This window comes from Streptomyces marianii (assembly GCF_005795905.1).
Lineage (GTDB): Bacteria > Actinomycetota > Actinomycetes > Streptomycetales > Streptomycetaceae > Streptomyces > Streptomyces marianii.
In genome coordinates this window covers 641,987-665,225 of record NZ_VAWE01000001.1, presented here as the reverse complement: position 1 = coordinate 665,225, position 23,239 = coordinate 641,987, and the positions used below count along the sequence as shown (strand labels likewise).

At 72.4% G+C, this 23,239-nt stretch carries 16 protein-coding genes and 1 pseudogene; 13 read left to right on the top strand and 4 right to left on the bottom strand.

Annotated elements, in window-relative coordinates; all coding sequences use genetic code 11:
• Positions 1 to 2: 2 nt before the first annotated feature.
• From FEF34_RS03015 to FEF34_RS02975, 9 genes are all read left to right on the top strand, one after another.
• Entirely contained in the window at positions 3 to 2,492 is a 2,490-nt protein-coding gene (locus tag FEF34_RS03015; RefSeq protein WP_234042245.1) for a TOMM precursor leader peptide-binding protein, read from the top strand.
• Positions 2,482 to 4,764 carry a TOMM precursor leader peptide-binding protein gene (locus FEF34_RS03010; RefSeq protein WP_234042244.1) on the top strand — a complete coding sequence of 761 codons (2,283 nt, stop codon included), beginning with the start codon at positions 2,482 to 2,484 and terminating at the stop codon, positions 4,762 to 4,764. Before FEF34_RS03015 ends, FEF34_RS03010 begins: the two co-directional genes overlap by 11 nt.
• 45 nt (positions 4,765 to 4,809) lie before the next feature.
• Entirely contained in the window at positions 4,810 to 6,513 is a 1,704-nt protein-coding gene (locus tag FEF34_RS03005) for a nitroreductase family protein (protein WP_138051732.1), read from the top strand.
• A 3-nt stretch (positions 6,514 to 6,516) separates the two neighbouring features.
• Entirely contained in the window at positions 6,517 to 9,402 is a 2,886-nt protein-coding gene (locus FEF34_RS03000) for a lantibiotic dehydratase (RefSeq protein WP_234042243.1), read from the top strand.
• A gap of 179 nt (positions 9,403 to 9,581) precedes the next feature.
• On the top strand, positions 9,582 to 10,661 hold the full coding sequence (locus tag FEF34_RS02995) for a lantibiotic dehydratase C-terminal domain-containing protein (protein WP_138057251.1): 1,080 nt from the start codon (positions 9,582 to 9,584) through the stop codon (positions 10,659 to 10,661).
• Complete coding sequence (locus FEF34_RS02990; protein ID WP_138051731.1) at positions 10,658 to 11,911, top strand: M50 family metallopeptidase; 1,254 nt, start codon at positions 10,658 to 10,660, stop codon at positions 11,909 to 11,911. The genes FEF34_RS02995 and FEF34_RS02990 overlap by 4 nt, the downstream gene beginning before the upstream one ends.
• Positions 11,912 to 11,952: 41 nt before the next feature.
• On the top strand, positions 11,953 to 12,882 hold the full coding sequence (locus FEF34_RS02985) for an ABC transporter ATP-binding protein (protein ID WP_138051730.1): 930 nt from the start codon (positions 11,953 to 11,955) through the stop codon (positions 12,880 to 12,882).
• 134 nt (positions 12,883 to 13,016) lie between these two features.
• Complete coding sequence (locus FEF34_RS02980; RefSeq protein WP_138051729.1) at positions 13,017 to 13,769, top strand: ABC transporter permease; 753 nt, start codon at positions 13,017 to 13,019, stop codon at positions 13,767 to 13,769.
• Positions 13,766 to 15,730, top strand: coding sequence for a TOMM precursor leader peptide-binding protein (locus FEF34_RS02975; protein WP_138051728.1), 1,965 nt, complete (start codon positions 13,766 to 13,768; stop codon positions 15,728 to 15,730). The genes FEF34_RS02980 and FEF34_RS02975 overlap by 4 nt, the downstream gene beginning before the upstream one ends.
• Before the next feature lie 189 nt (positions 15,731 to 15,919).
• Here FEF34_RS02975 and FEF34_RS02970 read toward each other — a convergent pair whose 3' ends face one another.
• The gene (locus tag FEF34_RS02970) at positions 15,920 to 16,096 is read right to left on the bottom strand and encodes a thiazolylpeptide-type bacteriocin (RefSeq protein ID WP_017948544.1); all 177 of its coding nucleotides are present in this window, start codon (positions 16,094 to 16,096) and stop codon (positions 15,920 to 15,922) included.
• Between the two features lie 236 nt (positions 16,097 to 16,332).
• Between FEF34_RS02970 and FEF34_RS02965 the strand changes: the two genes are divergently transcribed.
• The gene (locus tag FEF34_RS02965) at positions 16,333 to 17,565 is read left to right on the top strand and encodes an amidohydrolase (RefSeq protein WP_138051727.1); all 1,233 of its coding nucleotides are present in this window, start codon (positions 16,333 to 16,335) and stop codon (positions 17,563 to 17,565) included.
• A complete protein-coding gene (locus tag FEF34_RS02960; RefSeq protein WP_138051726.1) occupies positions 17,562 to 17,819 on the top strand; it encodes a hypothetical protein in 258 nt (85 codons plus the stop codon). The genes FEF34_RS02965 and FEF34_RS02960 overlap by 4 nt, the downstream gene beginning before the upstream one ends.
• A 312-nt stretch (positions 17,820 to 18,131) precedes the next feature.
• Here the strand turns inward: FEF34_RS02960 and FEF34_RS02955 are convergent, their stop codons facing one another.
• From FEF34_RS02955 to FEF34_RS02940, 3 genes are all read right to left on the bottom strand, one after another.
• Entirely contained in the window at positions 18,132 to 19,133 is a 1,002-nt protein-coding gene (locus FEF34_RS02955; protein ID WP_407698249.1) for a LuxR C-terminal-related transcriptional regulator, read from the bottom strand.
• A 705-nt stretch (positions 19,134 to 19,838) separates the two neighbouring features.
• Positions 19,839 to 20,249: a nuclear transport factor 2 family protein gene (locus tag FEF34_RS02945; RefSeq protein ID WP_138051724.1), complete on the bottom strand. Its 411-nt coding sequence runs from the start codon at positions 20,247 to 20,249 to the stop codon at positions 19,839 to 19,841.
• Positions 20,242 to 21,621 carry an MmgE/PrpD family protein gene (locus FEF34_RS02940; protein ID WP_138051723.1) on the bottom strand — a complete coding sequence of 460 codons (1,380 nt, stop codon included), beginning with the start codon at positions 21,619 to 21,621 and terminating at the stop codon, positions 20,242 to 20,244. The genes FEF34_RS02945 and FEF34_RS02940 overlap by 8 nt, the downstream gene beginning before the upstream one ends.
• A 195-nt stretch (positions 21,622 to 21,816) precedes the next feature.
• Here FEF34_RS02940 and FEF34_RS44115 point away from each other — a divergent pair.
• Together FEF34_RS44115 and FEF34_RS02935 are read left to right on the top strand one after the other, a co-directional pair.
• A pseudogene (locus FEF34_RS44115) lies at positions 21,817 to 21,920 on the top strand (IS5/IS1182 family transposase); the annotation flags it as partial.
• A gap of 127 nt (positions 21,921 to 22,047) precedes the next feature.
• Complete coding sequence (locus FEF34_RS02935) at positions 22,048 to 23,103, top strand: ISAs1 family transposase (protein ID WP_234042242.1); 1,056 nt, start codon at positions 22,048 to 22,050, stop codon at positions 23,101 to 23,103.
• The last annotated feature ends 136 nt before the right edge of the window (positions 23,104 to 23,239 follow it).

The window sequence follows — 23,239 nt, the reverse complement described above, 5'->3', positions numbered from 1 at the left end:
CCATGCCCACCGACGTCATCGAAGCAGACGACGCAAGAGAAGCCGGCTCCACGAAGAAGGGGGCAGCCCCGGTGGCGAACGCGGAACCGACGGGATCACCGGGCGGAGCGGATCCGGCCGGGGGAGCCGGCTCAGCCGGCGGCGCGGGGACGCCGGACGGCGCCGGCTCATCGGACGGCGCAGGGACGGCCGACGGAACGGCGGCCGACGCGGGCGCCTGCGTTCCCGGTACGTCCCGCGCGGGCCGGACGCCGTTCGACGCGCTCGCCACCACACGGCCCCGGATCCGCCGCGACGTGCTGTTCACCGAGACTCCGGGCGGAGTCCTCTTCCACAACGCCGACGGAGGCTTCCACCTGACCGGCCGTACCGCCTACCGGTTCGCGTCGCTGATGGTGCCCCACCTCACCGGGGACCACAGCCTCGCGGAACTCTGCTCGGGATTCGGAGCCCCGCAGCGCGGGATGGCGGCCGAGCTGGTGCGGACCCTCTACGAGCGCGACTTCGCACGGGACGTACCACTCACCGACGACGACCCGGGAAGCGGGCCGGGCGAGGAGGCCGCACGCCGCTACGCCGTCCAGATCGCCTACGTCGACCACTACACCGACCGTGCCCCCGAGCGCTTCCGCCGCTTCCGGGACACCGCCGTCGCGGTGCTCGGCGACGACGAGGTCGCCCGCTGGTGCGCCCTGAGCCTGGTCCGCAACGGCTGCGCCGGGATCGCCCTCGCCGCGGACTTCCCCGAGGTGGCCGCAGAAGCGGCGGAAGCCGCCGCCGACGGCTGCCCCGTGCGCACCGACCTGCTCGGCGCCGAACCCGGGTGGCCGGAACTCGCCGACTACGACACGGTCGTGGTCACCGGAACGGGTGCCGCGCGGCGCGTCCACCGGCTGCTGGCCGCCGGCGTACCCGAGGGCAAGACCCTCATCCCCGTGTGGACGTTCGGCGAACTGGCCGTCACCGGCCCGCTCGCCACCGCGGGTTCCACCGGGTGCTGGTCCTGCGCCCTGCTGAGGCTCGGAGCCAACCACGACGCCGGGGCGGCAGCCGCACTCTGGAGCGAGGTGGCGGGCGCCGCCGCCGAACCCGGCCGCCCCGCCGGGGAGGGGCCGCTCGGCGGACCCGTCGCCGCCATGACGGGGAATCTGCTCGCCTACGAGGTCTTCCGCATCGCCACCGGAGCCCTGCCGGCCGAGACGGACCGGCAGGTGCTGCTCCAGAACCTCCAGTCCCTCGACGTCGTCGCCGAGCCGCTGCTGGCCCACCCCCGCTGCTCGCTGTGCGGCCCCGGCAGGGCACGGTCCGGCACCAGGACCGCCGGGGAGAGCGTGCCCGGCCCCCTGCCCGGCGGGAGGCCGGAGACGACGTCCGGGCTGCCCGGCGCGCTCGCCGTCCCCACCACCGCGAGCGTGGAGACCGCGCGTGACGCCGAGGACACCGTCGACGCGCTCAACCGCACCAGCACCGCCCTCGTGGGTGCCTTCGCCGGGGTCTTCGCCCGCTTCGACGACGAGACGCTCACCCAGACCCCGCTCAAGGCCGCACGCCTCGAACTGGCCCTCGCCCCGGGAGAACGCCGCACGATCGCCGCCTTCGACGTGCACCATCTCGCCGGGGCCCGGACGCGGGCGCTGCGCCTGGCGTCCGAGACCTACGTCGAACACGTCGCTCCGGTACGGCTCCTGGCCGGCGCCGGTGCGGACCTGCCCGCCGTGGCACCCGCCGCACTCAGCACCGGGGCCGGCACCGCAACGGAGTCCGAGGTCGCCGCCTGGGTTCCGGCCACGTCGCTGCTCACGGGGGAGCGCGTGAAGGTGCCGGCCGCCGCCGTACGGCCGTTCGGCCCGTACAACCGCGAGAGGATCGTCCTGGCGACCTCCGCCGGAGCGGGCTCCGGCGGCACCGACGGAGAGGCGGCGGGAAGCGGACTTCTGTCGGCCGTCGCCCACGACGCCCTGCTGTGCGCCCTGCGCGGCACGGCCCGGACCGCGACGGTGGCACCGGACGACGACCCCGAACTCGTCTTCCTGCTCAAGTCCGCGGTCAACCTGGGAATCGAGGCGCACCTGCTCGACCTCGGCGAGGACGCACGCACCGGGGGCGCCGCCGTGCTCGCCCGCGAGGCCGGCGGACCGGCCGCGCGCTGGGCCGTCGCCGCCGGCCTCTCCCGCAGGGATGCGTGCTGCGCCGCCCTGCGGGACCTGCTGGGCTCGGTCCAGCTGACCGCCGACGACTCCGGGTACGCGGTCGACACCGGCGATCCGCTGGTCCCCGAGCTGGCCGCGGGCACCCTCACCGCCACGGCCGGGCCGGTACCGGCCGACGCCCCCGGCACGACGTTCGACGCCGTCCTCGACCGGCTGCGTGCGAGCGGCCGGGACGCGCTGTACGTCCCGACCACCCCGTGCGATCTGCCCGCCGGAGGCATCGCCACCGCGCGTGTCCTGCTCACTCGGGGCGGTCGGGGAAACGGTACCGATGCCCGCTGACACGAACCCGCCCGCGCCCGCCGTGAAGACGCTCACGCCCACCGCGACCGCCGCGCCGGGGTCCCCGCCCGCCCCGACTCCGACCGCGACCGCGTCAGCGACTGCCGCGCCGGGATCCCCGGCCCCGGCCCCGGTCCCGACTCCCACCGCGACCGCGACTGCCGCGACCGCGTCCGCGACCGCGTCCGCGACCGCCGCGCCGGGATCCCCGGCCACGGCCACGGCCCCGGCCACGGCCACGGCCCGTGACCGGTCCTGCGAGGAACTGGTGTGCCTCCTGGGCCCCGCGCTCGCCCGGCACGGTATCCGTCCCCGGCTCGACATCGCCGCCCTGGGCGTGCGCGACGCCTTCGCCCCGGCCGTGGCCGACGCGTCCGGGCGGGACGCCGTACGGACGTCGGCCGGACCGGAAGGTCCGCGGGCGGTGGCCGGGGCCGGCACCCCCGGTGCCGTGGCCGGGCCGGGCGCCCTCCGCGCCGCCGGAACCGAACCCTCCGTGCCCGTCCGGATCTACGGCCACCACGCCGTCGTCGGGCCTCTCGGACCCGGCCGCGACGGGGAGTCCGGCCGCCCCTGCGCACACTGCCTGGAGCGGCGCTGGCAGGCCGTGCGGTCGGTGGCCCTGCGGGAGGCGCTGGAGCTGGGCTCCGGCACCCGGGCCGCGGGCCGGCTCCCGTACGTCACGCCGTTCGCAGCGGACGCGCTCGCCGCCCTGGTCGCGGGCCTCGTCGCCGGTACCGGCCCCCGTACCGGCATCTTCCCGCCCGTGCACCTCGTGGACCTACGGACCCTGACGGTACGTCACTATCCGCTGGTGCCCGACCCGGAGTGCCCACGCTGTGCGGTGCCGGAAGAGGACACTCCGGGGGCCGCAGCCCTCACCCTGATTCCCGCGCCCAAGGTCCGGCCGGGCAGCTTCCGGGTCCGCGACATCGGCGACTACGGCCTGACCGTCGAGCCGTTCGCCAACCCGCTGTGCGGCGCGCTCGGGCCGTCCGTCGTCCACGACGTGTCGTCCACGTCCACCTCCGCCACCATCGGCTGCTTCTCCATGCGGTCCGGCGAGTACCTCCGCGAGACGTTCTGGGGCGGACACGCCGACAGCTTCGGCCACAGTGTCCGCATCGGCGTACTGGAAGGTCTGGAGCGCTATGCCGGGATGCGCCCGCGTGCCAAGCGCGCCCGCGTGACGGGTTCGCTCAACGGGCTGCGGGCCCGCGGTGCCCACACGGTCGACCCGCGCGTGTGCGGGCTCTACTCCGAGGACTTCCACCGGGCCAACCCGAGGGTCAGACCGTTCACCCCCGACCGCGAGATCCCCTGGGTGTGGGGCTGGTCGCTGCGCGACGAACGCCCCGTCCTGGTGCCCGAGGTACTGACGTACTACCACGCTCCCGGCCTGGAGAACCGGTTCGTCCAGGAGAGCTCCAACGGCTGTGCCTCCGGCGGCTGCCTGGAGGAGGCCGTCTACTTCGGGCTCATGGAGGTCGTCGAACGGGACGCCTTCCTCCTCACCTGGTACGGACAGGCGCGCCTCCCGGAACTCGATCCCCGCACCAGCGCCCGCCCCGCCACCCGCCACATGGTGGAGCGGCTGGAGATGTACGGGTACGAGGCCCGGTTCTTCGACACCCGCATCTCCTTCCCCGTACCCGTCGTCACCGGCGTCGCCGTGCGCCACGACGGCGGACCGGGTCGGATGTGCTTCGGCGCGGGCGCCGGGCTCGATCCCGAGGCCGCGCTCGCCGGAGCGCTGTGCGAGATCGCCACCGACGCCGTCAACCTCCAGGGCCGCACCGAACGCGACGAGCAGCGGCTGCGTGCCATGGCCGAGGACTTCGACCGGGTCGCCGCCCTCCACGACCATCCGCTCGTCTACGGCATCCCGGAGATGGGACGCCACGCCCACTTCCTCCTCGGCGAGCCCGGCGAACCCCGCCCGCCCCGGATCCCGATGGACGAGCTGTACGGTGACGGCCCGGTGTCGCCCGTCTCCGACGATCTGCGCGACGACCTCGTCCGCTGCCTCGACGCGGTCACCGGGGCCGGATTCGACGTGGTCGTCGTGGACCAGACGATGCCCGAGCAGCGCCGGCTCGGACTGCGCACCGTCAGCGTCCTCGTACCCGGCCTGCTGCCCATCGACTTCGGCTGGAGCCGGCAGCGCGCCCTCGGCATGCCCCGGCTGCGCACGGCCCTGCGGGAAGCCGGCCTGCGGGCACACGACCTCACCCCCGCCGACCTCAACCCCGCGCCGCATCCCTTCCCCTGACCGGGCCCGGCCCGGCACCCCACGACCAAGAAAGCAGGGCACACCATGGGGTACGCCCATGACTACGCCGCCGCCATCATGCGGAGGGGCAGGGTCCCCATGCCGCCGGCGGACTTCGTCCCGAACTGGGCGGACGGCCCGCGGAAGACCAAGTTCTATCCGGGCGCCGACACCGTGCCGCTGCCCGGCCACACCATGCCGTCCGGAGCGACGGTCGGCCGCGGACTGGCCCCGGCCCACGACGGCCCCGGGCGGGCCTTCGACCTGCCGACCCTGTCCGGCATGCTGCGGGACTCCTACGGTCTCACGGGGCGCAGGCTCGGCGTCCAGGCCAACACCGACCTCGGCGCGCTGCCGTTCCACGCGCTCGCCAACTGGTCCCGCGGTACCGCGTCCGGCGGCGGCCTCTACCCCGTCAGCATCTACTGGGTGTCCGGGCCGAGCGGCCCCCTGCCGCCCGGCGTGCACTACTACGCCACCCGTCACCACGCCATGCAGCGCCTCCTCACCGGCGATGTCTCCGGTGAGGTGCGCGAGGCGGTCGGCGAACCGGAGCCCACGACGCCGGGGGAGCCGGCAGAGCCGGGCGCCTTCTCCGTGTCCGCGTCGTCCGGCGCTTCCGCCGGTTTCGGCGGGCCCGCCGAAACCGGCGAACCGGCGTCCGCCGCCGAACGGGCCGCCGGAACGGACCAGTTCCTCGTCCTCGGCGTCAAGTACTGGCAGAACGCCTTCAAGTACAACTCCTTCTCGTTCCACGCCGTCACGATGGACGTCGGCACCGTGGTGCAGACGTGGCGGATCTGGGCCAGGGCGCAGGGACTCTCCGTCGAGCCGCTGATGTGGTTCGACGAGCAGCGGCTCGCCCGGCTGCTGGGGATCCGCACGGAGGAGGAGGGAGTGTTCGCCGTCGTACCGCTGCGCTGGCAGGGCGCGGAGGCCAGGCCCGCGCCGCCGGCGGCTGCGGCGGCCGTCCGCCGCCGCGACCTCGAACGCTCGCGCACCGTGCTCGCCTTCGACGCCGTGACGAGGATGCAGGAGGCCACGGAGGAGCACGCCGCCCGGCGGCCGGCGGCCGGGGCGCTCGCCCCCGCGGCCGCGCCCGTCCCCGACTCCGGGCTGCCGGCGGTCCCGCTGCCCGCGCCACTGCCGCTGGACGCCGATGTGCGCACCGCACTGCGCGACCGCCGCAGCAGCTTCGGCCGCTTCGACGCCGGGAGGCCCCTGAGCGCCGACCGCCTGGCGTCCTGCCTGGCCGCCGCGGCCGCCGGCGCGTCCCTCGGCGGTGACACCGACACCGGTACCACCCCGATCGCCGGTCTGTACGCCTTCGTCGGCCACACCGAGGGAATCGCCCCCGGCACCTATTCCTACGACGCGGCCGCACACACCCTGCGGCTGCTGAAGGCCGGGCCTCCCGGCACCTTCCTGCAGAAGAACTACTTCCTGGCCAACTACAACCTGGAGCAGACCGGCGCGGTCCTGGTGCCGACCGTCCGCACGCGCGCCGTGCTCGACGCCGTCGGCGACCGCGGCTACCGCATCGCCAACGCGGTGGTCGGCGCGGTCTCACAGAGCGTCTACACCGCCGCCTCCGCCCTCGGTGTCGGCTGCGGCGTCGCGCTGGGCTTCGACAACATCTCGTACATCGAGGAACTCGACCTCGAACGCACCGGAGAGGCACCCCTGCTGATCATGATGCTCGGCAACGAACGGCCCGGCCCCGCCGACTTCCGTCACGAGATCGCCTGACCGATGAGCACCGGAAGGGTGGGGATCTCGATGCCGTTCATGCTCCGCGTCGCCGGGCTGTCCGTCGACAGCGTGCGCCGGCTCCGCTGCCCGGCGAGCCGCCGCTGGGCCGACGACGTGCTCACCGAGACCGAGCGGCTGGCCGTCGAGGGGACGCGCCTCGGCGGTCTTCTGCACGGGCTGATCGGCCACAACGACGACGAGTCGTCCCGGCGCCTGCTGCTCGCCGTGCGCCGTGCGGTGTTCAACAACCGGCTGCCCAGGGACGCGGACGTCGCGCTCACGGAGGTCCGTGCACACGACCCGGACACCGCGCGGATGCTGGAACGCTGGCTCACCGACCGCCGGGCTCTCGACGACCGCAGGGCCGAGGGCGCCGCTCTGCTCGCCCGGGAGACGGGCCTCGCCCGGGCGGCCCTCGGGCGGTTGGCGGGGGAGCCGCGGCTGCGCGGCGGTCTGCTGCTGGCGTCCCCCACGCTGGACGCGCAACTCGACGACTGGCAGCGGCGGCTGGCCGCCGATCCGGACCGTGCGCCGGGGAAGAGGGACCGCAAGATCGAGCGCTCCCTGCTGGCGTACCTGTACCGCACCGCGTGCAAGACGAGCCCGTTCAGCACGTTCACCGGTGTGGTGCCGGGGGAGTTCACGGCGGACGGGACGGGACCGGTCGGGATCCCGGCGGGTGGCGAGGGCCGGGTCCCGGGTTGCGGCGTGGACCCTGCGCGGCGTTCCGGCGAGGGCAGGGCCCCGCGCTCCGGCGGGGACGCGTACGCCGCCGACCGTCCGGCCCCGCGGGTGGACGCCGCTCCCGGCCCTCGCGGCGACGACGGCCCGTTTCCCGGCGCCCACGACGCACTGGCCGTCCGCGTCGACGACGAGTGGACCGGCCGCGCACGGCTCAACGTGGCCGCTCTCGGCCGGCTCGCCGAGGCGGTCACCTCCGACCCCGCCCGGCGCGCGGATCTGCCGCTGGCCCTCGCACCCGGCTGGGGCCGCGTCGGCGACCGGGTGCGCTATGTGCGCCGCTGGACCACCTCCGGTGAGGAGGACACCGCCGTCACCTTCGACGCCGTCCAGGACCGGCTGTTCTTCCTGCGCCGCAGCGGCACCCTGGAGCGGCTCATCGCGCTGCTCGAGGACCGCGGCAGCCTGCGCCACGGCGAACTCGCCGCCTGGCTGGCCGCCGACCGCGGCGCGACCGCCGCCGAGGCGGAGCAGTACCTGACCGGCCTTCTCGACATCGGCATGGTCCAGGTCCCGGGGCTGCGCACCGGCGTCCACGACACCGATCCGCTGCGGGCCTTCCAGGAATCGCTCCGCGCCCTCGGCAGCGACTGGGCCGCCGAACTCGCCGGACGTCTCGCCACACCGCTGACCCGCCTGGACCGTTTCGCCGCCGCGGCACCGCGCGAGCGCCGCGAACTGCTCGACGGGCTGAGGGAGGACCTGCGGACCGTGCAGACGGAACTGGGCGCCGCGCACGGCAGGGTGCCCCAGACGGTGCTGTACGAGGACGTCGCCGCGGGCCGGGACGTACGGCTGCCCCTCGACGTCTGGACGCGGTCCGTCGCCGGGGCGCTGGGCGCCGTCGAGCGCGTGCTGCCCGCCTTCGACCTCACCCTGCCGCAGCGCATCACCTTCAAGGGCTTCTTCGTCGCCCGCCACGGCCGCGGCGGACGCTGCGACGACCTGCTGAAACTCGTCCACGACTTCCACGAGGACTTCTTCGACCAGTACATCTCGTTCACCTCCCGGCGCACCCCCTTCGACGCCGGGGGACGGTACGTCCCGGAGGAGAACTGGCTGGGGTTGCCCCAGCTCAAGGCGCTCGACACCGCCCGGCAGGCGTTCGCCGAGGGGATGCGCGCCCTGTGGGAGAACCACGAGGGCGATGACGACCTCGTCGTCGGGGAGACCCTGCTCGCCGAAGTCGCCGGTGAACTCGAGCCGATCACCCCGCCGTTCATGCCGCTGAGCCATCACGTCCAGCTCGCCGTCCCGCGCGGCGGTGAGCCCCTGGCGGTCCTCAACCGCTCCTACGGAGGGGTCTCGTTCCCGTTCAGCCGCTTCACCCACTGCTTCGAAGGACTGGAGGAGCGGCTGCTGCACCGCTCCGGCGAACTCCGCCCGGACGGAGCCGTGCTGGCCGAGGTCACCGGCGGCCCGGTCACCAGCAACCTCAACCTCCACGGCCGGCTGACCGAGTACGAGATCGTCTGCCCGGGCGAGAGCGGCGGCCTGCCCGGGCCGTACGGCCTCCACCTCGACGATCTGCATCTGGTGCACGACGAGAGCGAGGACCGGCTCGTCCTGCGGTCCGCCCGGCTCGGCCGCGAGGTCGTCCCCGTGTACCTCGGCTACCTCGTACCGCTCGCCCTACCGGAGCTGCCCCGCACCCTGCTGCTGCTCTCGCCCAGCTCCATGTCGCCGCTGAACGTGTGGGGCGGCGTCCCCGAGAGCGATCCCGTCGGCGGTGTCACCCGCCGACCCCGGGTGCGGCACGGTGGCGTCGTGCTCAGCCGGCGCAGCTGGAGCGCCCCCGTCTCCGCCCTTCCGTTGCACGGCGGGAGTGTGACGCAGGAGGAGTGGTTCCTGGGGTGGCACGCGTTCCGGCGCGCCCACGGACTGCCCGACCGGGTCTTCGCCACCGTCACCGACGGCGGGGCGCGCGGCGCGACCGGGGCCAAGCCGCAGTACGTCGACCTCGACAGCCCGCTGTCCCTGGCCGCGTTCGAGGGCACGCTCAGGACGTCGGAGGCCCGTGTGGTCCTCCGCGAGATGCTGCCCGACGAAGGCGGACTGCACGTGTCGTCCGCGCGGGGTAGCCATGTCGCCGAACTGGCCGTGGAGACCGCGGCCGTCCCCACCCGACCGAAGGGACGACGATGAGCACGACCGCCGCCGGCCGGCCCCCCTCCGACAGCGAGCAGCCCGTTCCCGGCTCCCGGGAGCCCTCCGCCACGGGCTCCGCCTCCGCGTCGGTGCCGGGCCCGGGGTACGACCCGGCGCCGGACCGGGTGTCCGCGGGGGGCGCGGTCCCCGACGCCTTCCCGGCCGTCGCGGGCCCGCTGCCCGCCGAGGCCCCGGCGTCCGCCGCCCGCCCGTCCGCCGCGCCCGCCGAGGCCCACGACTGGCAGGCCACCCACGTCTTCTACGCCGCCAATCCCCGGCCCATGCTCCTCCAGTGCATCCGGCCGCTCGTGGCGGAGCTGGAGGCCGACGGGCTGATATCCGGCTGGTTCTTCATCAACTACTGGCTGGAGGGACCGCACGTCCGACTGAGGCTGAAGCCCTCGTCGGCGGGGACCGCGGCAGAGGTGCGGCGCCGCACGGAGGAGGCCGTGGACGCCTTCCTCGCCGAGCGCCCGGCGCTCTACGAGGTCGACTCCGGTTTCCTCAACGACTTCTACAACACGCTGTTCGACATCGAGTTCCCCGGCGCCGAGCGCGGTCACTACACCGACGCCCAGGGCCGGATGCGGCTGCGTCCGAACAACTCCCGCAGCGCGGAACCGTACGAGCCCGAGTACGGCAAGTACGGCGGCCCCGCCGGAGTCGCCCTCGCCGAATGGCACTTCCGGCACTCCAGCGATCTCGTCGTCGACGCCTTCCGTACCAAGAACCTGCATCTGCGCACGGTGCTGCTCGGCACGTCCGCGCAGCTGATGATGGTCATGTCCGGCACCTTCCTCCACGGAGACGCCGAACTCGCGGGGTACCTGGACAGCTACTACGACTTCTGGCACCGGGCCTTCCCGGGCACGGGGTTCATCGGCAGCGCGGAGTACGACCGCAACTACGCCGCCATGGCCGCCTCGCTCGCGGCGCACTTCGCCCGCGTGCGTTCCGCCACCCGCGACGGTGCGCCGGGCAGGCTGCCGTCGTTCCTGGCCGGCTGGGCGGAGCACTGCGCCGAACTGCGCGCTCGCGTCGAGAAGCTGGCCGCCGACGGCGACCTGGTCTTCCGCTCCTGGGACGGCGCACGCGACGAGCGGGTCACCGACCCGGCGGCCGCGCTCCCGCTGCTCCTGTCCCCGTACATGCACATGACCAACAACCGGCTGCACGTCACCATCAGGGACGAGGCGTACCTCGCGCACGTCCTCAGCCGCGCCCTGCGTGAGCCCGCGACCGGGGAGACGCCGTGACCGTCCCTTCCCTCCCGGCGCGCTACCGACCCGCACTGCGTGCCGGAGTGCTCCTCAGCGAGCCGTTGCTCCACGGACCGGATCTCGTCCACCTGATCAAGAACACCGGGAGCGGCCAGTCCTTCAAGGTCGGCCCCCGGGAGCACTTCCTGATCTCCCGGATGGACGGCACCCGGACCCTGGAGGAGATCGGGGCCGACTACGCCGGACGGTTCGGGCGGCGGCTGGGCGACTCCCACTGGCGTTCCCTGCTGTCGCTGCTCGGTACGCGCGATCTCCTCGCGCGCCGCCCCGGGCCCCCCGACGCACCGGGAGACCCCGCTCCCGGCACCGGATCCGCAGCCGCCCCGGCCGCCGGGCCGGCGGCCGAAGCCCCCTCGGTCGCCGGGTCACCGGACGCGGTCGCCACCGCCGCCGGGCCACCGGCCCCAGCCGACTCCGCGACCGCTCCCGGCGTGGAGCCGCCCGCTGCCCGAGGGCCGCTGCGCGGCAGCGTCCGCCTCGTGGCCGACGCGGACGCGACCGCCGCCCGGCTGCACCGCCTCACCCGGTACCTGCTCACACCGGCGGCGCTGCTGCCGCTGCTGGCACTGACCCTCCTCATGGAGGCCACCCTGCTGCTGCGCCTCGGTGAACTGCTCGACGGCACCGCCGCTCTGTTCACCGCCCCGGCTCTCCTCCTCGCGGTCGCCACCCTGCTGTGGCTGAGCACCGCGCTGCACGAACTCGCCCACGGAGTGCTCGCGCACCACCACGGCGGACGGGTGTCGGAGATAGGGCTGCGCTGGCGCCTCCCGGTGGTCATCATGTACTGCACCGTGGACGACTTCCTCCATCTGCCCCGACGGAGGGGCAGAATCGCCACCGCGGGCGCGGGCGCCGCGGTGAACCTGCTGTTCCTCCTGCCGTTCTTCGCCGTCTGGGCGCTCGCCCCCCTCGACCACACCACCCGGCAGGCGGTCGGTGCCCTCCTCCTGCTGGGCAGCGTCCAGGCGTTCACGATGCTCCTTCCGCTGCCTCCCCTCGACGGGTACAGGATCGCCGCCCAACTCCTGGGCGCCACCGGGCTCGCCGCCTCCACGGCCGCGTACCTGGGGCTCCTGCTCCGGCGCTCCCCGGTCGCCACGGGCTACCCGCGGCGCGCCCGCCGCGCCTACGCCGTCTACACCGCGGCCGTCGCACTCACCCTCGTCCTGCTCGCGGCCGCCGCTTCGGCCGTTGCCCACCACTACCTCACCAGCGCGCCATGACGGCCCCCGGCCGCGATCCGCTTCCACCGAAGGAGAGTTCCATGCCCCCCACCGCCGGCCCGCAGGACGGCCCGGCCGTCGTCCTGGACGCAGTGCACAAGCGCTACGGCGCGGTGCAGGCCGTCGACGGCGTGTCCCTGACCGTCCCACGGGGTGAGTTCTTCGGACTGCTCGGGCCCAACGGCGCGGGAAAGACCACCCTCGTGGAAATCATGGAGGGCCAGCGCCGCGCCGACTCGGGCACCGTCACCGTCCTCGGCCACAGCCCCTGGCCGAGGAACCCGGCACTCCTCACACGCGTCGGTGTGCAGACCCAGTCCTCCGCGTTCTTCGTCCGGCTCACCGCCCGCGAGCATCTGCGCACCGTGGCCGCCCTGTACCGCACGGACGACGCCGCCGCCGAGCACGCGCTGGCCTCCGTCGGACTCACCGAGCAGGGCGGCACCCGCGTCGACGACCTCTCCGGCGGGCAGCGGCAGCGGCTCGCGATCGCCTCCGCCCTCGTCCACCAACCCGAGCTGATCTTCCTCGACGAGCCGACCGCGGCACTCGACCCGCAGGCCCGCAGGGCCCTGTGGCAGGTGCTGCGCGACCTCAAGGGCGCCGGCCGCACCATCATCTACACCACCCATCACCTCGACGAGGCCGAGGAGTTGTGCGACCGGGTGGCGATCCTCGTCGACGGCCGTGTCGCCGCGCTGGACAGCCCCGGCCGGTTGATCGAGCAGGGCAGCCCCACCACCCGGCTGCTCGTCCCCGCCGAACGGCTGGACCTGGAGACCGCCCGGCGCATCCCCGGGGTCGAACGGGCCGCCCTCGAAGGCGACTCGGTGGTCCTGGAGACCCTCGACGCCGGGAGCGTCCTCGCCGCCGTCGACGCCCTCGCCGGACTCCGGGGCGTCCGTACGCGCACCGCCGGGCTGGAGGACGTCTACCTCCAGCTGACCGGCGCGGCCGACCCCGGAGCGTAGCCCCGCCCGCACACCCCGAGCCCTCTCCGGGCCATCGCCTCCCGCCGCCGCTTTCCGCCCCTCCGGGCCATCGCCTCCCGCCATCGCCTCCCGCCGGCGCCGACCGCCGGCCACGAACCACGGAGACCTTCGCCATGAGCGCCTACGCCGCGCTGACCACGGCCGGATACCGGGCCTACACCCGGGACCGGACCACGCTCTTCTTCACCTTCGCCTTCCCCCTGCTGTTCCTCGTCGTCTTCGGCCTGATCTTCAGCGGTCAGGACGTCGAGCAGAGCGGCCGCCCGTACATCGACCACATCGCCCCCGGCGTGCTCGCCTGGGGCGTCGGCAACGCCGCCGTATTCGGGGTCGCGTTCGTCCTGATGCAGTGGCGCCGCGACGACATCCTGCGCCTCATCCGGATGACACCGACGCCCGTCTCCGCGGTGATCGCCTCCCGCTACGTGCTGGCGGTCGCCGTCGGAGTCGTCCAGGCCGTGCTGTTCGTCGCCGTGGCCATGCTGCCGTTCTTCGGGCTGGGCGTCTCCGGCAGCTGGCCGCTGGCGCTGCCCGTGCTCGTCCTCGGCATCACGGCCTTCCTGATGCTGGGAGTGATCGTCGGCTCGTACGCCAGGACCCCCGAGGCCGTCGCCGCCGTCGCCAACTGCCTGATGATCCCGATGGCGTTCCTGTCCGGTTCCTTCCTCCCACTGGACATGATGCCGGACTGGATGCAGAGCCTCTCCCGGGCGCTGCCCCTGCGCTACCTCAACGACGGTGTCTCCGGCGCGCTCACGGGCGGCGGCACCGGCGGTATCCTCCTCGACTGCGGTGTGCTGGCCGGTTTCGCCGTGGTGCTCGGCGCCGTCGCCCTCAGGACCTTCCGCTGGAGCGACAAGGCATGACGACCGCCGCCGCGGCCCCCGCCGCGCCACCGCTGGGACGGGCCACCGGGCACCTCCAGGACGCGCTCGCCGCGCACCGCGCGGCGCTCGGCGACGCCGGCCTCCCCGCACCGCTCGTCGTGCCGCTCGGTGCCGCCGACGTCCTCGGCACGGGAGCCCCCGACCCGTACGCGGCCGCGCGCCCCCGGGCGAACGTCCAGCTGACCGCGCGCGCCGCCCTGGTCGGGCCGTGGGGCGGTGAGCAGGGACCGGCGTGCGGCCAGTGTCTCGCCATGCGCTGGCAGCGGCTGCGCGGCCGCTCCGAACGCGAGGCACTCGAACGTGGCCGACGCCCGCACGGAGCCACGGCCTGGCCGCTGCTCACCCCGTACGCCGTCGACGCGGTGTGGGCCGTGTACCGGGCGGCCCTCGGCGGACGCCTCACCCCACCGGCCACGGGCCCGGCCGATCGTGCCCTGTGCCAGGTGACCCGCGTCGACCTCGGGACCCTCGCGACCGTGACGTTCCCCCTCCTGCCCGAACCCCTGTGCCCGTCCTGCGTCACGACGGCCCCCGAGACCGCGGACGCCGCCCGTACCACGCTGCGGCCCGCCGCCAAACCGGACCCCGGCCGCTACCGGCTGCGCCCCGCCTCCTCGTACGAGCTCCCCGAACAGGCGCTCGCCAACCCCGTCTGCGGCGCACTCGGCGCCCGCACCTGGATCAACCCCGCCTCGACCACCACCGCGCCCGTCGCCGGCACCAACTTCGTCCGCGGCTACGCCGGTCTCAACGACGTCACCTGGAGCGGCCAGGCCAACAGCTACGCCGCCAGCCGCACACTGGCGCACCTGGAGGGCCTGGAGCGCTACGCGGGCACCCACCGCCGCCGCGGCACCACCCCCGTGACGGCCTCGTACGACGCCCTGGTCGCCGAGGGCACCCCCGCCCTCGATCCCGCGGCCCGCGGCCTCTACGCCCCCGAGACCTATGCGAGCGACCCCCTCGTCAGCCCCTTCGACCCGGCCCGGGAGATCCCCTGGGTCTGGGGGCATTCGCTGCGCGACGACCGGCCGGTGCTCGTCCCCGCCCGCCTCGCCCACTACAGCGCCGGAGTGGACGCCGACAACTTCGTCTTCGAGTGCTCCAACGGCTGTGCGACCGGCGGCAGTCCGGAGGAGGCGATCCTCTTCGCCCTGCTGGAACTCGTCGAACGCGACGCCTTCCTGCTGGCCTGGTACGGGCGCGCCCGGCTCACCGCGATCGACCTCCGCACCTGCCGGCGCACCGCGGTCCGCGCCATGATCGACCGGGCGGCGCTGCACGGCTACGACGTCCACGCCTACGACACCACCATGGACCTCGCCGTACCCGTGGTCACCGCGCTGGCCGTCCGCCGCGACGGCGGCCCCGGGACCCTGTCCTTCGGGGCGGCTGCCGGGTTCGACCCCGAGGAGACCGTGGAATCCGCCCTCTCCGAGGTGCTGACGTACATCCCGCATCTGCCGCACCAGGTGGCCGAGCGTCGCGGCGAACTGCTCCAGATGGCCCGTGACTACACCAAGGTGCTCCACCTGAAGGACCATGCCCAGCTGTTCGGCCTGCCCGAAATGGCATCCCACGCAGAGGAGTTCCTGGAGCCCTCGGGCCTCCTGCCGCTCGAGGCGGCGTTCCGCGACTGGACGACTTCGGTGCGGCCGCGTACCGACGACCTCCGTGACGACGTGCGCTTCCTCGTCCGGCGGATTGCCGACGCCGGCCATGACGTCGTCGTCGTGGACCAGACGACACCGGAGCAGCGCGGGATGGGGCTGCACACCGTCGCCATGGTCGTCCCGGGCATCCTGCCGCTCGACTTCGGCTGGTCCCGGCAGCGGGCCCTGCTGATGCCGCGGCTGCGGACGGGGCTGCGTGACGCCGGCCGGCGCCCGGACGTACTCCCCGCAGCCGAGGTCAAAACCGTTCCCCATCCGTTTCCATGACGGGCCGTCATCCACTGCGGCACTACCGGGGACGAGGCATCCCGGGTGCGGGGAAGGCGGCGGGGGAGAGGTACGGCAAGGCCCGCGCACTGCGCAAGGCCCCCGCACGCAAGCGGCCTCCCGCGCGGCGGAAGGGCTCCGCCGGGCGGGAGGCCGTGGTCCGTCCGCGGACGGCCGGCGCTCCTGGGATCAGGCGCTGCAGGACGTGGTGCTGGTGGTGCTGGAGCAGGTCGACGTGGAGGAACACGACGTCGAACCGGCCAGGACGACCTCGGCGGCGTCCGAGTAGTCCGAGATCTCGAAGGTCTCGGACTCCAGTTCCAGGATCTCGTCGGCGAGCGTGGCGAGTTCGGGCTTCGGGGTCATGGGGGTCTCCCTCGGTGTGCGGGTCCGGCCGGCGGTTCCGGCGGTGTCCCTCGTACGGCCTATTGCAGCCGAACGCCCTTTCACCACGCCTCGGCTGTCACTGACACTTCGCTGACACCCCGTGTCAGCGGAACGCCGGACATCTGGCGTGCGGGGCGGGGACGCTGGCGAGGGAGCCGCCTTCCGGTCCTCACCGCCGCACGGAGGGACAACGCACGGAAGGGCAAGGAGATCCGATGACCGCACCAGAGGTCCCGCTTGACGTCCTGAGGGACGCCACCGCTCTCTACGTCGATCTGCACGCCCATCCCGAGTTGTCGGGCGCGGAGGCCCGCACCGCCGGAGCCCTAGCCGCCCGGCTCGAACGACACGGCTGCGAGGTCACCCGTGGCGTCGGCGGGCACGGAGTCGTCGGCGTCCTCCGCAACGGTCCCGGCCCCACGGTGACGGTCCGCGCCGAACTGGACGCGCTGCCGGTACGGGAGCGCACCGGCCTGAGGTACGCCAGCACCGTTCCCGGCGTCATGCACGCCTGCGGACACGACCTGCACACCGCGGCGGCCGCCGGTGCCGCCGCGCTCCTCGGCGCCGACCGCGATTCCTGGCGGGGCACGCTGGTACTCGTCGGACAGCCCGCGGAGGAGACCCTCGCCGGAGCCAGGGCGATGCTCGACGACGGCCTCTACGACCGCTTCGGAATCCCCGACGCGGTGCTCGCCCAGCACTGCGCACCACTGCCCGCCGGGTCGGTGGCCCACGGGCGGGGCCCGCTGATGTCCGCCGGCGCCACCCTCGACGTGGTCGTCCACGGCCGCGGCGGACACGCGGGCACCCCGCACCTCGCGGTCGACCCGGTGGTGACCGCCGCATCCGTCGTCGTACGGCTCCAGACGGTGGTGTCCCGCGAGACCGCCCCCGGCGAGCGGGTCGTGCTCACCGTCGGCTCCCTCCACGCCGGGGACCGGGCCAATGTGATCCCCTCCGAAGCCCGGCTGTCCGTCTCCGTCAGGGCGTTCAGCGACGCCTCCCTGACCAGGGTGACCGACGCCGTCCGGCGCGTCGTACGCGCAGAGTGCGCCGCCTCCGGATGCGACCGGGAACCGGAGATCACGGTCACGGCCGCCTCACCCGTGCTCGTGGCCCACGCGGACACGGCGCACCGGGTACGCCGCGCCCACGAGGAGGTCTTCGGGGCGCACCGGGTGAGCGACTGGCCGGGCTCGACCGCCACCGAGGACTTCCCCCACTACGCCGCGGGCGGAGTACCCGTCGCCTACTGGATGCTCGGCGCCACCGGCGCCCGGCAGTGGCGCGCCGCGAGGGACGGCGGCGAACCGGTGCCGGCCAACCACGCGGACACGTTCGCCCCCGACGTACGCACTGCCCTCCCGGCCGGCATCACCGCGATGGCCACCGCCGTACGCAGCCTGCTCGGCGGTCCTGAAGGGCAGGAGGGCCGACGGCGATGAGCCCCGCCCGGCCGGACTACGTCGACGTCGTCGCCGTGCGCGACGACCGCTCCGCGCCCGCGGGTGAGACCACCGTCATCCGGCTGCTGGGCCTCCTGCCGGGGCACTGGACGTGCCTGCCCGAGGTCCGCGCCGACCGCATCCGGCTGCGGATCGCCCTCGACACGGCCACCGATCCGCGCGTGGTCAGCAGCGTCGTCGGCCGGGCCATGGCGGACTCGGGGCTGCGCGGCTGGTCGTGCCACCGGGACTGAACCGCAGGGCCGGGGCACGACGGCGAAACGGGCGCGACGGACCGGTCCGAGCGGGCCCGGACCGGACCTCCGCAGCCGGGCCCGGCCGCCGTGCCCGGCCGACGGACCGGACCGGACGGAATGGGCAGCCGGGCCGCCGACGGACCGGACGGAACCGGCCGCCGTGCCCGGCCGACGGACCGGACCGGACGGAATGGGCAGCCGGGCCGCCGACGGACCGGACCGGACCGGACGGAATGGGCAGCCGGGCCTCGCCACCGGCCGGACCCGGGGGAGTCGGCCGGTCCGAAGGCGCCCGGCCGCGTTCCGCGGTCACACCCAGCCGCGCTCCCTCGCGAGCAGCGCCGCGTGGGCCCGGTTCACCGCACTCAGCTTCTGCATGATGTCCGCGACATGGCGCCGATACGTCCGCACCGACACGCCCAGCTCCCGCGCCCCCACCTCGTCCTTGCCCGCCGAGCACATCGACAGCAGCACCCGCCGTTCGGTAGCGGTCAACCGCTCCCCGGCGTCCTCCGGCCCGGCAGCGGCGGTCAGTTGCTCGGCCTGGGACCAGATCTTCTCGAACAGGGCGATGATGTTCGCCACCAACCCGTTGCTCCGGGCCAGCAGCGCACCCCGAGCCGTGTTGCGCGGATCCACGGGCACCAGCGCCGTATGGCCGTCGTATACGAGGATCCGCTCGGTTATGTTCTCCGCCACCCTGATCATCGCGCCTTCCGCGACCAGCTCCCGCAGATAGCCCGCAGTCGGCGGATTGTCGAGCGCGGCCCGGAGCACGACGTTCCGAATGCGCACCCCTCTGCGCAGACAGCGCGTGTCGAGCGGCCTCGACCGGGCGATGTTCTCGGCCGACAGTTTGGTGTACGGCTCGACCGACAGGATCTCGTCCCGGGCGAAGAACGCGAGGTCCTCGATGCGGTTGCGGATGTCGTCCAGACCGTGCAACTGCTCGATGCCCTGCGGCGCCATCCACTCGCCCTGCTCGGCCCGCAGCCCCTGGATGACGTGCCTGGCCTGTGTCACCCTCTGCAACTCCTGGTGCAGCGCGTGCAGTCGGGCGTCCGTGAGTCTGGCCACGGCGACCTCGGGGTCCGCGGGAGTGATACGGCCGTCGGTTCCCGTGGGGTGGATCAGACCGAGCCGGCGCAGCCGCTCCAGGCACTGGTCCGGGTGCTGCCCCCGGCTCGGCCCGTCCTTGTGCGCGAGCGCGTGCAGGTCCTCGATCGTGGTATCGGGGTTGCGCAGAAAGTGCCGGTAGAGCTCTTCCTCCGCGGCGGACACGCCGAACACGGCCATCTCGTTCTCACGCAACTCGCCCTCGGTGTATGAGTTCGGTCGGCCGGGAAGGGATGGCCCCCGGCTTCGTACCACCGAAGGTTATCCCGCATATCAGGCATCCGGCCGTCCTCGTCCCGCACCCGTTCTTCCCGCCGCGCGGGGGGACTTGACCGGACGCCTCGGCTCCGGGACGCGGCCGGTGATTCCAACCGGTGCGCCGGTACGGGTCCCCGCCGTACGGGCAGCCGGATGACGCTCCCGACTTCCCGCACCCGGGACTCGTACTCGTGCGCGTGAGGCGGGACGGGCGAGTGGGGGCGGGCCGCCGTCGCGGCGGCAGGAGGGGTGGCCCGCCTCGCACGGTGATCGGGCCCGGGAGCAGCAGCGGCTGATCGCCCCCTCCGCCCTCTCCCGGGCGGACGGCCCGCGTGCCCGGCAGGACCCGTCGCAGCCGGAGATGTGCGTCAGGACGGTCGCACCCGCCGTATGGTTCCCCGTCCCCGTCCCCGTCCCCGTCCCCGTCCCCGTCGCCGACGTCGACGTCGGAGCGGCCCTGCGGCACGCAGACGAAGGGCGCTGCGCCGTCTGCCATCGCCCACAGCGGAATGCCGGGATCAGCGGGCGGCAGTCTTACCGGCCCCTTCGATCCTGCTCAAGTCAGGCCCTTCATCGCCGTCATGGGACGCATCATCGTGCGACGCGGCTGAAGATGCTCAATGAGCGCCCGGACGGACAGCCTTACGAGTTCAATGCATCCTCAATGAGATTGAGATAGAGGGTGACGTGATTGAACTTGCCATCTACACACCAATAGAAGGCCGCGCACCTCCCTCGAAAGGTCTCACCCTTCTTCCGCGGGCCAAGGTAGTTCGTATCTTCTATGCAGCGCCACTCGATTTCGAACTCTGCGGCTATTTTGTTGCCAGATGCGACGAAGTTCTTCAGGTGCAAGGTTTCCAAGATGCCGGCATGCCCTGACCCCTCCCCCGAATTCCAGAAACCAACTATCTCTGCCTTCCCACGGAAAATCCCCTTGTAGGGATGGTCGAATATCGCGTCGGGCGAATAATAGCGATCGAAGAGATCCGACTTGTCGGTTGCCGCGCTGAATTCTTCGGCGTAGTCTTCAAATTGACTGGCGCTAACCATTTCCCGCCTCCGTCGCCGTCAGGTCCCGTTTCAGTGGATTCAGCAGCTCTGTAAGGTCATCGAGCCTCTCCAGATTCCATAGGCTGGCGAGGATTCTACTGTGGTCTGCTGAATCGGCGAGTGGTGCGAGGTTCTGCATCAGTTTCCCTGATATATCGTCATCAGACAGCGGGTCACGCGGGTCTCCGCGCGAGAAGTCACGCTCGTGTCGCAGGGTATCTCCGGAACGGAGTGTCACAACGATTCGGCATGGCGTCGCCGGAGGGTACTTCTGCGTGAGGGCCGGATCTTCCGTGACCTCGATCTTCTCCAGCAGGTATCGAATCTGCGGGTCTCGCGCGCGCTTGGCATCAAAGTCGCTGTACTCGACAGGCTTGAGAAGTGCCGTAGTCACAGAATAGGGCAGCGAATGCGTACGAGCCGCCCGGCTGGTCGGGTTGAAGGCCGAAGCTGTCAGGCCATTCCGTATCGCACGGCCGTAGCTTTCGACCACCACCGTGAGAATATCCTCGACCCGGTCGATCCTTGAGGACAATTCTTGCGCGACGTCGATCGGAGTCTGGCAGAAGAACAGCGCTGGCCATCTCTTGAAGATGATACTCGTGAGATCGGGCTCGATGTCGAGCGACGCCTCGCAGTGCCTGAAGAAGCGGTCGGCGCCGAACTCCCCCTGGTAGATGCGGCGCGGTCCCGTGAATCCGGCCCGCGCCAACTTGGCGGCCTGCAGGCCCCGCATGGCGCCGGATGCGTAAGTACAGTGTTTCCAGTCGGTCACATTTCCGACGGCGGCCTGATTGCTGTTGAACCCGAGGCCGCCGGCGATCCGCTGAGCTTCGACCAGATGGGTTTCGGAAAGGCCGAGTGACTGCCCGATGGAGAGCGCGGTCCAAAAGATGGAGGCGGCGTCGTGATCAAAGCCATCCCCCTCAGGGTCGTAATAATCGGCGAACTTCGCGGCCAGATGGAAGAAGATATTCACAGATTCCAGGAACTGTCTTCCGTTCCAGTTCAGCCAGTCGGCCAAGGTCAAGGCCAGTGCCACATTGTCCGAGGGGTGAACCACACCCATTCCATTGGGTGATATATATGTATTAAGTAGATCGCTGCGGCGCGCCAGGATGGAGTTCAGAAAGACCGCGTCCGTGATATTTGATTCTCGCCCAACACCCCAGACGGAGCAGCCCGATCCCGCTCCGGGGCCCGTTGCCAGACTCCGAAACTCGCCAAGAATTTCTCGATCGGCCATTGAGGCGCAAATTCCCGCATACGAGTCGATGACGCTTCGCTTGATCCTGTGGAGATCTACTTCTCCGAGGCGCCTGCCGGCAAGTTCCCGGGTCCGCGCTGCCAGCAATTCCTCCAAATCCGGCATAAAAAAAAGTCTACTATCCATTCAACGATGCCGCATCCTGATGCTGTTGCCGGGGATCTTTGACGTTTTCCTGCGCTGTCGTTGACCGGGCGTGATTCAGGATGCGAGGGTCGAGCTGACAGCGGGATGGCATGATGAAGCAATGCCGCGCAGTTAAGACAGTGTCCTGTCCGGCTGTTGCTCGTTGAACGGTTCATGGGGCGAGGTACGTGGATTGTTTCCGGACGGGTTGTTGGGAGATCGCGAAGCCGATGATCCCGCCGTCGAAGATGCGGTCGCAGGGCGGCGGGACACTGGACCAGGGCAGCTGCAAGTTCCCTGGTCGTGTGGTGAGTTCGGGTAGCCGCCGGTTGGGGCGGATAGAGGTGCAGGCACGGGCTTCGTGATCATCGTGGTGTCTTAAGCCCGTTGATCACGAGGTGGCCCGTGCCTGCCGCTGTATCTTCTCCCATCCCTGCTGTCCTGCTGAAGCTGGGTCCGTTGGGCCCGGGGCAGACCGCCGACCTGCGCCCGTACTTCGATGCGGTGCCCGATCCGCGCTCGCGGCGGGGCCGGTGGTACTCGCTGACGGCGATCCTGCTGGTCTGCGCCTGTGCGGTCGTGTCGGGCGCGCGGAGCATCGAGGAACTGGCCGAATGGGGTGCGAACGCCTCCAGCGGACTCCTGACGGCCATCGGCATCCGTTGTCACCCGCTCAGATGGCGGCGTGCTCCCTCGCCGGCCACGATCGGGCGCGTGCTGGGGGCGGTGAACGGTGATGCCCTGGACCGGGCGGTGGGCGCCTACCTCGCGGACCGGCACCGTGGCGTGGCCGAGCCGGCGAACACCTCGGGGCCGCGACGCGTCATCGCCGTCGACGGCAAGGCCCTCAAGGGCTCCGCCCGCCTCGACGCGCCCCGTCGTCATCTGCTGTCCGCGGTCACACACCGCCCGGTCGTGACCCTGGCCCAGGCAGAGGTCGGTACGAAGACGAACGAAACCACGCACTTCAAGCCGCTGCTCGCGCCGCTGGACCTGACCGGCGACCTGGTGACCTTCGACGCCCTGCACTCGGTGAAGGCGAACATCACCTGGCTCGTGGAGACGAAGAAGGCGCACTACATCGCCGTGATCAAGACCAACCAGCCGACCGCGTACCATCAGCTCGCGGGTCTGCCCTGGCGGGACATCCGCGTCCAGCACACCGCCTCCGTGACCGGTCACGGCCGCCGCGAGTCCCGTTCGATCAAGACCTGCTCCATCCCCGACGAGCTCGGCGGCATCGCCTTTCCCCACGCAGTGCTGGCCATCCGCGTCCACCGCCGCCGCAAGGAGACCGGCCGGCGCGAAAGCCGCGAGAGCGTCTACGCCGTCACCAGCCTCGACGCCCACCAGGCCACCCCGGCCGACCTGGCCACCGCGATCCGCGGGCACCGGGGAGTGGCCGAACGAGCACCCCCGATCCTGGGCATCTTCAACAACCCGGACCCTCAGGGAACTTGATTAAGCCCTGCCGCCTGGACCGACAGAACCCCTCGACAAGGTTCATCGTCCCAGGTCAGGAAGGCACTTTCGCGTTTCCGCCCCAAGCCAGCCGTACCCAAGTGAAACAGCGAGGCTAGCCCTCTACTGCATCACA

Excerpts from the sequence above, each read along its gene's own strand:
- FEF34_RS03015 (WP_234042245.1), top strand. The coding sequence starts at position 3 with ATGCCCACCGACGTCATCGAAGCAGACGACGCAAGAGAAGCCGGCTCC.
- FEF34_RS03010 (WP_234042244.1), top strand. The coding sequence starts at position 2,482 with ATGCCCGCTGACACGAACCCGCCCGCGCCCGCCGTGAAGACGCTCACG.
- FEF34_RS03005 (WP_138051732.1), top strand. The coding sequence starts at position 4,810 with ATGGGGTACGCCCATGACTACGCCGCCGCCATCATGCGGAGGGGCAGG.
- FEF34_RS03000 (WP_234042243.1), top strand. The coding sequence starts at position 6,517 with ATGAGCACCGGAAGGGTGGGGATCTCGATGCCGTTCATGCTCCGCGTC.
- FEF34_RS02985 (WP_138051730.1), top strand. The coding sequence starts at position 11,953 with ATGCCCCCCACCGCCGGCCCGCAGGACGGCCCGGCCGTCGTCCTGGAC.
- FEF34_RS02980 (WP_138051729.1), top strand. The coding sequence starts at position 13,017 with ATGAGCGCCTACGCCGCGCTGACCACGGCCGGATACCGGGCCTACACC.
- FEF34_RS02975 (WP_138051728.1), top strand. The coding sequence starts at position 13,766 with ATGACGACCGCCGCCGCGGCCCCCGCCGCGCCACCGCTGGGACGGGCC.
- FEF34_RS02970 (WP_017948544.1), bottom strand. The coding sequence starts at position 16,096 with ATGACCCCGAAGCCCGAACTCGCCACGCTCGCCGACGAGATCCTGGAA.
- FEF34_RS02965 (WP_138051727.1), top strand. The coding sequence starts at position 16,333 with ATGACCGCACCAGAGGTCCCGCTTGACGTCCTGAGGGACGCCACCGCT.
- FEF34_RS02960 (WP_138051726.1), top strand. The coding sequence starts at position 17,562 with ATGAGCCCCGCCCGGCCGGACTACGTCGACGTCGTCGCCGTGCGCGAC.
- FEF34_RS02945 (WP_138051724.1), bottom strand. The coding sequence starts at position 20,249 with ATGGTTAGCGCCAGTCAATTTGAAGACTACGCCGAAGAATTCAGCGCG.
- FEF34_RS02940 (WP_138051723.1), bottom strand. The coding sequence starts at position 21,621 with ATGCCGGATTTGGAGGAATTGCTGGCAGCGCGGACCCGGGAACTTGCC.